Annotated in this window: 7 protein-coding genes and 1 tRNA gene; 6 read left to right on the top strand and 2 right to left on the bottom strand. The window is 54.9% G+C overall.

Going from position 1 to position 13734, the window contains the following annotated elements; translation table 11 throughout:
- Positions 1-74: 74 nt before the first annotated feature.
- From PSR63_RS23440 to PSR63_RS23425, 4 genes are all read left to right on the top strand, one after another.
- The gene (locus PSR63_RS23440) at positions 75-2828 is read left to right on the top strand and encodes a hybrid sensor histidine kinase/response regulator (RefSeq protein ID WP_274328103.1); all 2754 of its coding nucleotides are present in this window, start codon (positions 75-77) and stop codon (positions 2826-2828) included.
- Positions 2829-3033: 205 nt separating this feature from the next.
- Positions 3034-5769, top strand: a complete 2736-nt coding sequence (locus PSR63_RS23435) for an MGH1-like glycoside hydrolase domain-containing protein (protein ID WP_274328102.1) — start codon at positions 3034-3036, stop codon at positions 5767-5769.
- Between the two features lie 117 nt (positions 5770-5886).
- Positions 5887-7836 (top strand): MBL fold metallo-hydrolase, encoded by a 1950-nt coding sequence (locus tag PSR63_RS23430; protein WP_274328101.1) that lies wholly within the window; start codon positions 5887-5889, stop codon positions 7834-7836.
- Positions 7837-7883: 47 nt separating this feature from the next.
- A complete protein-coding gene (locus tag PSR63_RS23425; protein WP_274328100.1) occupies positions 7884-9263 on the top strand; it encodes a sulfatase-like hydrolase/transferase in 1380 nt (459 codons plus the stop codon).
- A 197-nt stretch (positions 9264-9460) separates the two neighbouring features.
- Here the strand turns inward: PSR63_RS23425 and PSR63_RS23420 are convergent, their stop codons facing one another.
- A complete protein-coding gene (locus PSR63_RS23420) occupies positions 9461-11929 on the bottom strand; it encodes a Calx-beta domain-containing protein (protein ID WP_274328099.1) in 2469 nt (822 codons plus the stop codon).
- A 258-nt stretch (positions 11930-12187) separates the two neighbouring features.
- Between PSR63_RS23420 and PSR63_RS23415 the strand changes: the two genes are divergently transcribed.
- Entirely contained in the window at positions 12188-12814 is a 627-nt protein-coding gene (locus PSR63_RS23415) for a tellurite resistance TerB family protein (RefSeq protein WP_274328098.1), read from the top strand.
- Positions 12814-13416: a methyltransferase gene (locus tag PSR63_RS23410; RefSeq protein ID WP_274328097.1), complete on the top strand. Its 603-nt coding sequence runs from the start codon at positions 12814-12816 to the stop codon at positions 13414-13416. The genes PSR63_RS23415 and PSR63_RS23410 overlap by 1 nt, the downstream gene beginning before the upstream one ends.
- Before the next feature lie 98 nt (positions 13417-13514).
- Here PSR63_RS23410 and PSR63_RS23405 read toward each other — a convergent pair.
- Positions 13515-13588 (bottom strand) — tRNA-Met (locus PSR63_RS23405).
- Positions 13589-13734: the final 146 nt, after the last annotated feature.

Raw genomic sequence — 13734 nt, 5'->3', positions numbered from 1 at the left:
TTTTCACACCATCACCACATCAGTCGATTGCCACCAGGACGGATGGCAACCCTTGGGGAAGGATGCGCTGCGCGATGCCTGAAAATATCCGCATTCTCCTAATCGAAGACTCACCCAAAGAAGCTGGGCTGGTCGAGCGTTACCTCCGCGAAGCTGAAGAGAACTTCTCGGTTGTGCACGAGGATCGTCTGGATTCAGGTCTCGCGAGACTAGCCGAGGGGCAGATCGATGTCATTTTGCTTGATCTCGATTTACCAGACAGCCACGGCTTGGAAACCATCCGGTCGCTGCATGCCAAGTCACCTCATCTGCCGGTCGTGGTGCTTTCCGACCGAGTCGATCGCGACTTAGCTGCCAAGGCCATTAAGGATGGGGCGCAAGACTGCCTCCCCAAATCGAATGTCGACCCTGATTCTCTTACGCGGTGTGTCCGCTACGCGATTGAACGTACCCATCGTCAATTGGTCGAATCGACGCTCGAGAACTCGGAGGCCCGCTACCGTGGTCTCGTCAATTCACTTCCCGTTTGCGTCCTGCAGAAAGACCTCGACGGAAGGTTCATCTTTGCTAACGAGGCGTACAGCGAATTCACCGGCCACGTGGTCGAAGACATTCTGGGCAAAACCGACTTCGACCTCTCGCCGCCCGACGTTGCAGAAAAGTTTCGTGAAGACGACCGCAAGGTATCCGAGTCCGGAAAACAGTTCCGCGATATCGAAGTCAACACGACCGATGGTCACACTTCGTGGGTCGAGGTCATCAAGTCTCCCATCCGCGATGCTCACGGCAAAATTGTCGGTACCCAGGCCATCTTTTGGGATGTCACCGAACGCCAAATGGCCGTCGAAGCGCTTTTGAAGGCGAAGGACGCCGCCGAAGAGGCCAACCGTGCCAAGAGCGAGTTTCTCGCGAATATGAGTCACGAGATTCGTACGCCGCTTAATGCGGTCATTGGTATGGCCGAACTGTTGCTCGATACGTCTCTCACGCAGACGCAGCGTGACTATTTGAAGATGGTGCACGAGTCAGGCGAGTCGCTGCTGTCGGTCATTAATGACATTCTCGACTTCTCTAAGATCGAAGCCGGTAAGCTTGACCTGGTCAGCAAACCGTTCGATCTTCGCGAAACAGTTGGCGACATGATGAAGCCACTCGGCGTCCGAGCCGGCGGCAACGGCTTGGAACTGACCTGCCACTTTGAATCGGATGTACCGGCCGTGATCGAAGGAGACCCGCACCGCCTTCGACAGATTATCGTGAACCTGGTTGGCAATGCGATCAAGTTCACCGAACAGGGTGAAATTGACTTCGACGTGTCGGTCGATTCGAGAGATAACGGCAACGTTGATCTCCACTTCGAAATCCGTGACACCGGCATCGGTATCCCAGATCACAAGCTGGGCACGATCTTCGAAGCCTTTGAACAGGCCGACACCGGTTCGACTCGCCAGTACGGTGGAACGGGACTGGGGCTGGCCATTTGTGCCCGACTCGTCGATCTCATGGGTGGAAAGATTTGGGTTGAAAGTAACGTCGGCGAAGGTAGTTCGTTCCACTTTACCGCTCCCTTCCCGGTCACTCGAGCCGATCGGATTCCGCACCCTCGGGCAGCGGCCCGCATTCAAGGTACGCGTGTGTTGATCGTGGACGACAACGCGACCAACCGCACTATTCTGGACGAGATCGCACGAAGCTGGGGCATGCGAACGCAGCTTGCTGCCGATGCGGAAGAAGGTCTCATGCTTCTGAAAGAAGCGTATTCCGTTGGCGATCCACACGCACTGCTGCTGACCGATGTCGAGATGCCTGGCAAGGATGGCATCGACCTGATCGCGGCAACGCGTGATATTCCCAACTTGAAAGACATTCTCGTCATCGTCTTAAGTTCTTCCGAACGCCCCACCACGCGCAAGCGGTGCGAAGACCTGCGAATCAGTTCGTTCCTGATGAAGCCGGTGAAACAATCCGAGTTGTTCGATGCCATCATCGTGGCCCTCGGCGTTGCCTCGCCTGAGGATGAGAACGAAGTCAAATCGATCGGCGGCCTGCCGAAGATTCGCCCCCTGAAAGTCTTGTTGGCAGAAGACAACCGAGCCAATCAACGTCTGGCCATTGCCCTGCTGCAGAAGTGGGGACACGACGTAACGCTCGCTGAATCGGGCAAGCAAGCCGTAGAGCACTGGGAGCGCGGAGATTTCGATTTGATTGTGATGGATGTGCAGATGCCTGAGATGGACGGCCTCCAGGCAACGCAGGCCATCCGAGAACGTGAAAAAGAAGAGGGCGGACACGTTCCGATCATCGCCATGACTGCCCATGCACTGGCTGGTGATCGCGAAAAATGCCTGGAATCCGGCATGGATGGCTACACATCCAAACCGCTACGGATTCAGGAGCTGCATCAGGCCATTGCCGAGTTCTTTTCCGCAGAAGAGCCCGCCAAGGCTCAGGTAGACTCTAATCCTTCCGCGACTGAACCGCAGATCGACTGGTCGCACGCGCTACGAGCGTGTGACGGTGACAAGGACCTGTTCTTCGATCTGCTACACCTCTTCCTGGAAGAAACGCCTGAACTGTTGAATTCCCTGGACAAGGCGATCGAGGAAAGCAATACCGAAGCGATTCATCGGTCTGCTCATACGGTGGTCGGATCACTACGCATTATTGGGCCTACAGAGGCGGGTGAAACTGCCTTGCAAATTGAAAAGGCAGCCCAACACAATGCTATCGAGCAGGCGACGAAACTCTCTCAGCAGCTGCGAAACCAGATCGATACGCTCTTCGGGGAAGCATCTCAGATCGTCGAAGGTCGCCAAACACTCCCCTAGCGGGCCCACCTGCTGCTATCCGCAATCTCTTATGTCATCCAGAAATTCGCCGATCTTTCGGTAAATTGGGAATAGGATTCGCATATTAATTTTCGACATTGATAAGATACGGTCGACGACCGTCAGGATGACGGCGATCAGCATTATTTGTGCGCACGTTTAGCAACTTTTGTAGGCATATTGGTGCCTACTCGATGGGAGATTTATGCCTGAAGCGGAATGGGAGCGGCTTACTGCAGAGGCTCGTCGAGAAAAAGGAGCGAATTGGCGTCGCTGGGGGCCTTACCTCGCGGAACGGCAATGGGGCACCGTGCGAGAAAGCACCGTCGAAGCTGAACCCTGGCTGAACTTTACCCACGAAGAGGCGCGATGGCGAGCCTATCGGTGGGGTGAAGATGGCCTGTTGGGCATTTCCGATCGTCAATGTCGACTTTGCTTCGCATTGGCCCTATGGAATGAAAAAGACCCTATTCTCAAAGAACGTCTGTTCGGGCTGACCGGCCCCGAGGGCAATCATGGCGAAGACGTCAAAGAGGCCTACTACTACCTTGATTCCACGCCTACCCACTCGTATCTGAAGGCCCTCTATAAGTATCCTCAGGCCGAATTCCCCTACCGGCAACTGCGCGAAGAAAACGGTCGGCGAAACCGGCATGAGCCTGAGTTTGAACTGACCGATACCTGTATCTTCGACGAAGGTCGCTACTTCGACGTACAAGCCGAATACGCCAAGGCCTCTCCCGACGACATTCTCATCCGAATCACCATCTTCAATCGTGGTCCGGAAGACGCACCGGTTCACCTGCTACCGACGTGGTGGTTCCGCAATACGTGGGCCTGGGGACCGACGCTGGAGAAACCCGAAGCCAAGCCGTCTCTTTCGGAAATCAGCCCCGACCAACTGAAGGTTACTCACGAGACACTGGGCGATTATCAGATCTTCGTCGACGAAGGCCCCGATGGCGAAACGCCTCCTTGGCTGTTTACCGAGAACGAAACCAACACCTGGCGTTTCGAAGACGGTAAAAGTCGACGTCCGTCATGCAAGGATGCCTTCCACCTGGCAGTCGTCGATGGCATGGAAGGGGTCGTTAATCCTAAGCATAGCGGTACGAAAGCCGCGGCACACTTTCAGTGCATTGTCCCAGCCGGCCAATCGGTTCAATTCCGTTTGAGGATCGCGCCAACTAGTGACCTTCCGGTGACTCCCTTTGGTGCCGAGTTCGACGACATCTTTGCTCAACGTATCGACGAAGCCGACGAATACGCGAAGTCGAGGGTTTCTCCTGGGTTAACGGAAGACGAGCAGACCGTGCTGCGTCAGGCCGACGCTGGCCTTTTATGGACCAAGCAGTTCTATCACTACGTCATCCCGCGCTGGCTGGAAAACAACGGCAATCCCAAGAAGAAAGATGAGCCCCCTATGCCTGGGGCGCCCAGTCCACGCAATGCCGACTGGGGGCACTTGTACAACAAGAACATCATCTCAATGCCGGACAAATGGGAGTATCCCTGGTACGCGGCATGGGATTCGGCGTTTCACTTGATTCCCTTTGCCAAGATCGATCCGTTCTTTGCCAAGGATCAGGCGATCTTATTCCTTCGCGAATGGTACATGCATCCCAACGGCCAGTTGCCGGCCTACGAGTGGAATTTCAGCGATGTGAACCCTCCGGTTCATGCCTGGGCATGCTGGCGCGTCTACCAGATGACCGCTTCCAACGGAGACCGCGATCGCATCTTCCTGGAACGCGTCTTCCAGAAGCTGCTACTCAACTTCACCTGGTGGGTGAACCGCAAAGACATTCGCGGCAAACACGTCTTCAGCGGCGGGTTCCTTGGCCTCGATAACATCGGGATTTTCGACCGCTCGAAGCCTCTTCCAACCGGCGGTCACCTGGAACAAGCCGACGGTACCGCCTGGATGGCGTTCTATAGTTCGAGCATGCTCTCGATCGCGTTTGAGCTGGCCGATGGCAATCCGGCTTACGAAGACATGGCCTCGAAGTTCTTCGAGCACTATGTCTCGATCGCCGAGGCAATGAACAGCTTGGATGGTACGGGCCTGTGGGACGAAGAAGACGGCTTCTACTACGACCACCTGCATCTCGACGGCAAGAGCATTCCCTTAAAGATCCGTTCGATCGTCGGGCTGATTCCGTTGCTGACGGTTGACGTGCTCTTTGAGAAAACGATTGCCAAACTTCCCGCGTTCCGTAAACGCATGGACTGGTTCCTCAACTTCCGCCCGGAATTGACGAAGTTCATGACCTACATGGAGAAAGAACCGGAAGGCGAACATGACGGGCATCGACTGCTGGCGATTCCGACGAAGGATCGCCTGATGCGGATGCTGCGATACTTGTTGGATGAAGATGAGTTTCTCTCTCCGTACGGCATTCGTTCCCTTTCGAAATACCACGAGGAACATCCGTTCGAGTACGAACTGCACGGCGAGCGTCTCTGCGTGAAGTACTTGCCGGCCGAATCCGATAGTGGGCTTTTCGGTGGCAACTCGAATTGGCGCGGACCGATCTGGTTCCCACTCAATTACCTGATCATCGAAGCACTGGAACGGTATCACCAATTCTACGGCAAGTCATTGCGGGTTGAATGTCCGGCCAGAAGCGGCAAGTACATGGACCTGCAACAGGTCGCTGACGAGATCCGAAAACGGCTATCCAAGCTTTTCCTGGCCGATTCCGAAGGGGACCGACCAAGTTATGCCCGTACCGAGATGCTGTTGAACGATCCGAACTGGCGCGACCTCGTGTTGTTCTACGAATACTTCGATGCGGAAACAGGCAAAGGCCTGGGAGCAAGCCATCAGACCGGTTGGACTGCTTTGATTTCGCCGATCTTAGGGACGCTCGCTTCACGCCGCAACGAAGCAGCATCTGGAGCGGAAAGCGAGCCTAAGACGCTCAGCAAGCAAACCTGAGTGAATACTTCTTCGCTCTAGCTCTCAGACAAGTTTGGACAGCCAGGAACCAGTTCTGCTAAAACAAGATGCAAGCAGAACTGGTTTTTGCGTTTGTTCCTGCAAGTGAGCTGCATCATGAAGAAGCTTCTGGGTCTCCTGCTTTCCTTTTGGTTGACGGCATCCTGCCTGGCCGTTCCTCTACCGCAGGGGTTATCACAGCCGCTACCGGAGATGTTTCCGGACCTCTACCAATCCTCCGATACGTGCAACGTTTACATCCTCAAGCACGGCGGCAGCGCCTTGCTGATCAACGTCGGCAACGGCCAGGTCTTCGATCTTCTCCCGCAGATCGGCGTTGGGCGCGTTGAGAAGATTCTTCTGAACAATCACCACCGCGAAACCCTGCAAGGGTTTGCTCGCGTTGACACCGACGTGACCAAAGTCGCCACTTCTGAGATCGAAGCGGAAATTCTTCAGTCACCCACGAGCTTTCGCAAGTGGTATCCAAAATTAGGTGACCAGTATTCTGTCTACGGTGCCAGTTACGCTCGCCCGCCGCAACGCCCGATACCTATGGCACAACCTCTGGAAGACAACGCCGAGTTCATCTGGCACGGCTACCACATTCGGTGCCTCGTGACACCAGGGCATTCCCCTGGCGAGATGACCTATCTCGTCACGAAAGGAGATCACACGGTCGCGGTAACTGGGGGACTCATGCATGACAGCTCTCGTTTTACCACCTGGTTTGACTCCGAGTGGGATTACGGCTTCGCGAAAGGGATCGACGCCCTGGCAACGTCCGTCGATCGCCTCCTCGAGGAAGAAATCCATGTCATGCTTCCAATCCAGGGCCCGGTCATTCACCATGCGACCACTCAGCTGAAAACGTATCGAGAACGAATCGAAACCTTTCGCGCTGCCTACATTCGTGGTTATCCCGTCTTCGACAAAGACCCGGACAAACGTGACCGCATCTCCAAGCCGACTGAGATTCCTCACCTGAATCAAGTCACGCCCCATCTGTACAAGCTGAATGATGAGTTCCAGGGCCGAAACTTCTACATGATTGTTTCCGATAGCGGGCATGGGCTGATTCTCGACTGCGGGCTATTTCCCAAGGCGGTACTCGAAGAAGTTATCCTTGGCCTCCGGCAGCACAAGGGCCTGAAGCAAGTCGACGCGTTCTGGATTTCCCACATGCACGGCGATCACTTCCTGCATGGTCCGCTGCTTAAGGAAAAGTATGGAGCCAAGGCCTGGACGCTCGATAAGATCGTTGATCGCTGTGAGAACCCACGGAAGTACGACTACGCGGCCTTGGTGTCCGCCTATGGCGACGGCTTCGACGGGATGCCCATCGACAAAGGCTTTACTGACGGCGAAGTGATCGACTGGGAAGGCTACAAGATTCAAGTCGACTGGCTGCCTGGCCAAACCGAATTCGGCTGTTGCCTATGGTTGGATATTGATGGCAAGCGTATCGCGTTTACCGGTGACAACCTTTTTGGCGACCCGCGAGACGAAAGCCAAACCGCACACGACTGCGTTGTGGCGCGGAACAGCGCCATTCTCGAGGAAGGTCACATCCTGGGCAGCAAGTACCTGATCGACTTGAAGCCGGATATCGTCTTGGCCGCCCATGGCTACGTGATGCCTGAACCGCAGGGAATTCTTCAGCGGTACCACAACTGGGCAAAAGAGATGGCTGCCCTCTACCATGAGATGTTGCCGGAAAAGGACTACGAATACCTGTTCGATCCCTACTGGGTATCGGCTTATCCCTACCGAGTGAACCTGGGTGAAGGTAGCCCGCAGAAAGTCACGATCACGGTGCGCAACTTTCGAGATCAACCACAACAGCACCGCGTGAAGCTGATCCTTCCAGATGGAATAGCGGCTGAGCCAGCCATCTTGAAAGGAACGGTCCCTGCAAAAAGCCGGCAGTCGTACGAAGTGACCATCTCGGGCACTCTATCGGACGACAAAGCCGACCTTCAGATCGTCCCCTTGGATATCGAACTGGACGGGAAACACTACGGCCAGTGGTTTGACTTCCTGGTTGGTCGAGAGCCTACCGAGTAGCCGAAGATCGCTAGTGCTTTATAGCGACTCGCAATCGAGGAAAAGAGATGGAAATATTGAATACTGCAGTACGTCAACAATTGCTCTACTTCGGTGTGATTCTGCTTGTGGCTTTCGCTAACCATGGAACACTTCGCCTCGCCGTTGCAGACCAGACTTTATCAGCCAAGGTGCGTCCCAATGTTTTGTTGATGATGGCCGACGACATCGGCTATGGCGACCTTTCCTGCTATGGCAGCGAGACCATCGAAACCCCCAACCTCGATCAGCTGGCCGAAGACGGCATGCGCCTGACAAGTTTCTATGCTGGCGCTTCCGTTTGCACTCCCTCACGGATGGCCCTCTTGTCAGGTTCTTACCCCAGCCGACTCGGTTGGAATGGAGGTGTCCTGGGGCACCGCATCAAATGGTCGCTGGGTATGTCCCCCCAGGTTTACACCATGGCGGAAGCTTTTCAGGCGGCCGGGTATCGCACGGCGATGACAGGCAAGTGGCACATCGGCGGTGGCAAGCTACGTCCCATGCATCAAGGGTTTGACGAGTCGTACTATATCGAAGCCAGTAACAATCAGGGTCGCGACATGTATCGAGGCGGCCAACTCGTGCAGAAGGATTTCGACAATCGGCGGCTAACCGAAACGTTCACCCAGGAGGCGATTCGAATTATCAACACCGAGTCAGATGAGCCCTGGTTCCTATATCTCCCGTTCACGGCCCCACACTTCCCTGCCGAGGCGCACCCAGATTGGGAAAAGCGCACCGATGCTCCCTCTTACGTGAAAGTGGTGGAAGAACTCGATCACCGCATCGGCGAAATCCTTGCCGCCCTCGAACAGCGCGGAATACAGGAAAACACGATCGTCATATTCATCTCCGACAATGGTCCTGAAGGACTGCAAAAGAAAGATGCCAGCGCTGGGCCCTTTGCTGGTCGCAAATGGTCCGCCTTGGAGGGAGGTACCCGCGTGCCTGGCATCATTAGCTACCCAGGCGTTATCAAGGCAGGGCAAACATGCGATGCCATCGTGTCGGCAATCGACCTCTTTCCGACGCTCACCCAGGCTTGCGGCATTGAGCTGAACGTGCCTGACGAGGCCCAAAAGATCGATGGCGAAAACTTATGGAATACCTTGGTCGATCCCTCAGTCGAGCAGGGACGCAGCCAACTACTCTACTGGCATGGCTGGGGCCAACCGCGGGCCATTCGCAGCGGGAACTGGAAACTGCAATTTGGGGGCGACCAGCTGGATGGCAAGGCCGACGTAACGATGGACAACCCACTGCTGTTTGATCTGGAAAACGATCAGGGCGAAACGAGCGACGTTAGCGATTCCCATCCGCGGGTCGTTGACCGTCTACGGCAGCAAGCAAAGTCCACACTGGCAGATATCGACGAGCATCGACTGAAGCTGGGCTCCACGAATTAAACCAGTTCTTAAGCGACCGATTTCAAGTATTCGTCCAGCGAAAGTTACTTCCGATCGCGATCATGGAATGGGATAGCAAAGACCACAGCCAGTGGTAACAACATAGCAGCCTAACCGCGTTAACTGGCTAGGCTGCTCATGTCGAAATCGAGTTCATGAGACGAATCCAAGATATCTTGAAGCCCATTCTCACGAACTTACAATCCGCCTTCTAAGATCTCGCAAAGTGCCTGATCAAGTAAGTCAGACGACGATGGACCGCTGGCAGTTGGGTTTCCTGTTGCAGACGACCGTTGATGAGCGGTTGCTAGAATCTCGATGAGATCTTCGTTGGTTGGACGGTTCACCGCCAGTTCATGGACAACGTCAGGACGGTGTTCCTCCCATTTCGCATGGTCCTCGCCACCAGTTTGGTGAGTGCCCTGCTCTGCTGTGGCGCTGTTAGGCACCAAAATCCAACCCTCAGTCTCTTCGGTGTTCGAGTCGGTACTCGTGAGATCCGATGCGAGCATAATCCCAAGGGCTTCAATATTGGCATTCCCCTTACCAGGCTTCGTACCTCCTCCCTTGCCGCCGCCTTTACCTCCACCGCCTCCGCCACCGCCGCCTCCCTTGGTACCGGAGTTTCCTTTGCCTTTGCTCTCGTTGTCGTCATTGGTCACAGTTACATCGTCGACGTCGAGGCCGTCGTAGGAATTGTCACTGCTCGATGCGACACTTAAGGAAATCATGTAAGTCTGCTGATTGTCCTGTTCGGCATCATCGACACCTGTAACGGTAACGACTTGTGCCTGATCCCAGTTAGATGGTGTAAACGTTAGCGTCGATTTATCAACCGTTCCTTCCGTGGTATCCAACGATGTCACGGTAATGACAACATCGGCCGTTGGTTGCGTATCCAAAACAACCGAGAACGAGGCCGAGTCGCCATTCTCACTGGTCGTCAATCCACTGGTCGGTGAAACGGTAACTCCCGGTGGCACATCATCGTTCAGAATCGTGGCCGAAGCGGAACTGGCTGCGAGCAGTGTTCCCGTCGATGCCCCCGAGAGTTGAACGCTAAACGACTCGTTGCCCTCGACATCGGTGTCTCCTTGAACCGACACGGTGATCGTCTTAACCGTTTCGCCCTCAGCGAACTGAAGAGTACCACCCGGGTAGACGCCTCCGACGAAATCAGAAGCGTCGGCTCCAATGCCCACGACGTTCCAATTGACACTGCTCACAGTAGAAGCATCACCGCTACGCGTCACTTGGAACGAAAACTCAGTCGTGCCACTATCGCCTTCTACCTTCTGCGGGGTAACTGCAGCGATGGACAGGCTATCGCTACCTGTGACGCCCACGACCGAGCCACTAATCGTGTACTGCCCGAGACTGCCGTAGTCGCTGTAGCCGGTACTCAGCGGATCTCCCTCACCGACACCACTGACATGCAGAAAGTACTGCCCTGCGTCAACTGCGAGGCTAAGTTGACTCGATAGCGATGAAAGTGGATTGCTACTTGCGACTAGCTCTCCGAACGAGTCATACAATTCTGCCAAGACGTCAAGATTTGCCCCTCGTGCCGCAGGCAGAATAGAAAGATCGATCTGCCCCGTACCTGAGAAAAAAGTAAAGACGTCGACATCGGTGTTCGTTTCGATGATTCCGGATCCACTCACCGAATCTCCGGTGACAGTGATTTCCGTCGCTGCACCGGACGCATCGCCATGGTCGTCAGCGCGATACCCAAATCCATTCGAGCCTGTGATGATTGCCAAGTCATCTTGCAGGTTGTTGGCTCCGGAGTATTCGCCCTGACTCCATTGCGTTAAGTTCCTGTAGTAGCCGACCCCCATGATCGGAGCCCAACCCGTTTCGCCACTTCCGTGGCCTTGGTAATAGGCACTTGAAGTGTTTCCATCGTGCGAAAGTCCCAGGGCGTGGCCAGCTTCATGGCTAATCGCTTCGGCGGTGTACTTTTCGTGTCCGTTGCCAAGATTATTTTCGAAGACGTAAACAGGCGTGTCGCTGCTCCAATTAAAAGAGTTGAGATAAGCCACACCGCCAACACCTGACTTGTACCATGTGCCATCTCCACCGATCACCACGCGGACACCCCAAGCGGTATCGCCCGAACCGCTACGAATCAATGCATCGGTGCCAGGGTCTTGGGTGGTCACGTTCACGTCAAACGGGGCGAAGTCTTCGGCGACGCGCTGCCAAATGTATTGAATACGTTGCAATTCAGCGTCGCTGAATCCGGCATCGCCACTGAAGTCGTACTCCGGTGTCACGAAGTCATTGCCGCCTTCAAAAGCATTATTCCAAGATGTCCCACTGGTCGTATGCCCATCGAAATCGAGATAGATGGTATGGGCAGCTCCAGGATTGCTGTTCAGGAGGAACGTTTCCGAAAGGGGAGCGTCCGCAGCAATCGGAGCACTCGATTCATTCGTTCCAGGTGCCGTTGCATCAGCGACGCTGAATTCGAGACTGGGCATCGGCAGGGCATGCAGCTCGTTACCAAAGCAATCGTAATCTTCGTCATGGCCAGGATCTTCCAAAGCAGATAATCCATCAACCAAGCCCATGCCGCTAAGTACTTGGCGTTCCTCGAGGCGGTCAAATTTCGGCTTATAGCCACGAAAGCGTTTGATGGATCCGAAGCGCGGTTTTGACATTGAAAGACTTCCTTGGAATCAGCCCCTGCAGACGAGTACGGGGCGAGATCCTAGCAGATATCGGGCAATGACTAGAAGAGAAGTTCTTCGGGTTTTCACCTCGCATTAATCCGCCCAGAATTGCTTGACGTGCCCCTCTCCAGAAGGTCTAATAAGCACCACTTTTTGGCACCCCACTTATCCTCACGGCCGACTAGTCTGATCTCCCATTGGCGACCCATTCCTATCCTCCTCTTCGCTTCATAAAGGACTCTGTCCATGATCATCTTTGGTACCCGGGGAATTGCTTCGACGGAAGAAAGCAATCATTTCAATTGCCCGCAGTGCCGTACCAAACGCGACGGCAGCCTGAAGAATGTCCGCACGTTCTTCACCCTCTATTTCATCCCCTTGATTCCCATGGGATCTCGCGGACGCTACGTCGAGTGTCATTCGTGTGGCGGGAACTTTGCCGAAGAAGTCTGGAACTACGACCCGGAACAAGAAAAGGCCCAGACCATGCAGCAGATGCTGCGGGTGATGATCGTCGCAGCCCTTGCCGACGAGGAAGTCGATCGCTTCGAACGAGCCGAAATCAAAAAGCAATACATGGAACTCACAGGGCTGCCGGTCGCGGACTCGACTCTCGACCAGGAAATCAAAATGGCCGCAGAATCGCGGGTTACGCTAAGTATGTTCGTCGGTGGCCTGGTCGAAGGACTTTCGGGACATGGCCGCGCCTTGGTTCTTAAACTGGCCTACAAGGTGATGACCGCCGCCGGCGAGATGACGCCTTCCCAAGATCGAGCATTTAATCACCTCGCCGATACCCTGGCGATACCAAAAGCTCAAGTCCAGGAATTGATCAAGCACTTCCAGGATTCGCAAACCGAGGAATTGATCTGATGCCGCACTCATCGCCCCGCAGTGTTGCAACATTCGCTATGGGGCACTTGCTACATCTGATCATCATCCTTCTGCCGACGCTACTATTATCTGGGAGCGATGTTGTTCAGGCCTCGGTCCTAGTGTTCGCGGCACTTGTCGGAGCAGCAGGCCTGATCGAAAGTCTCCTCGTCACGCTCCCGGAGCGAGAAAGCGAACGCGACCCGCGCGCCCTGCAAGTTGCAGCCCTGGTCGGACTGACGCTCCTCGTGATGTTCTGGGGAGCTCAACTGGAACACTGGCTGACCCAGCGTCAGTCTTGGCTTCTATCGACATGTGGCGTCGGCCTCCTGGCCGCAGGCATCTTCCTTCGCGGTTCGGCCATTTATGCTTTGGGACCTAGATTTGTATCCGACATCTGCTGCGACGCCCCGCCTGTTTCGGCGGGAATCTACCGGTATCTTCGCCATCCGTCGGAAGTCGGCCTGCTGGCGATTGCCATCGGCGGCCCACTTGTTCTTCAGGCTCCCTGGTCGGCTCTTATCGCAGGCTGCATCCTGCTACCAATCTCAGCATGGCGGATCCGGCGAGAAGACAAAGTCCTGTTCGAGGCGACGAACTAAGCAAAAAGAAATGTAGCCGAACCCCATGAAAAAACGCCTCACAAAACCTTGCAAGGCGTTTACATAAAGCGTGTCTCAACAATGACTTATCGCAAAAGTAGCGGCAGAGGGACTCGAACCCCCGACACGCGGATTATGATTCCGCTGCTCTAACCAACTGAGCTATGCCGCCATGGAAACCCTAGACATTAAGTTTTCCCGTTAGGTTCGTCAACGGGGGAAACATCTCGTCTGCGGTAAACTTCGTGCGGAAAACACGGATCATTGTTATAGATAGGATAGGTCGACCTATTGGCCCAGTCAGGCGGTCGAATTGGG

Origin of the sequence: Bremerella sp. P1, from assembly GCF_028748185.1 — a bacterium.
Taxonomy (GTDB): domain Bacteria; phylum Planctomycetota; class Planctomycetia; order Pirellulales; family Pirellulaceae; genus Bremerella.
Note: the sequence above shows the minus strand (reverse complement) of the source record. Positions and strands in the feature narration are given on the sequence as shown.

Excerpts from the sequence above, each read along its gene's own strand:
- PSR63_RS23425 (WP_274328100.1), top strand. The coding sequence starts at position 7,884 with ATGGAAATATTGAATACTGCAGTACGTCAACAATTGCTCTACTTCGGT.
- PSR63_RS23435 (WP_274328102.1), top strand. The coding sequence starts at position 3,034 with ATGCCTGAAGCGGAATGGGAGCGGCTTACTGCAGAGGCTCGTCGAGAA.
- PSR63_RS23410 (WP_274328097.1), top strand. The coding sequence starts at position 12,814 with ATGCCGCACTCATCGCCCCGCAGTGTTGCAACATTCGCTATGGGGCAC.
- PSR63_RS23420 (WP_274328099.1), bottom strand. The coding sequence starts at position 11,929 with ATGTCAAAACCGCGCTTCGGATCCATCAAACGCTTTCGTGGCTATAAG.
- PSR63_RS23415 (WP_274328098.1), top strand. The coding sequence starts at position 12,188 with ATGATCATCTTTGGTACCCGGGGAATTGCTTCGACGGAAGAAAGCAAT.
- PSR63_RS23440 (WP_274328103.1), top strand. The coding sequence starts at position 75 with ATGCCTGAAAATATCCGCATTCTCCTAATCGAAGACTCACCCAAAGAA.
- PSR63_RS23430 (WP_274328101.1), top strand. The coding sequence starts at position 5,887 with ATGAAGAAGCTTCTGGGTCTCCTGCTTTCCTTTTGGTTGACGGCATCC.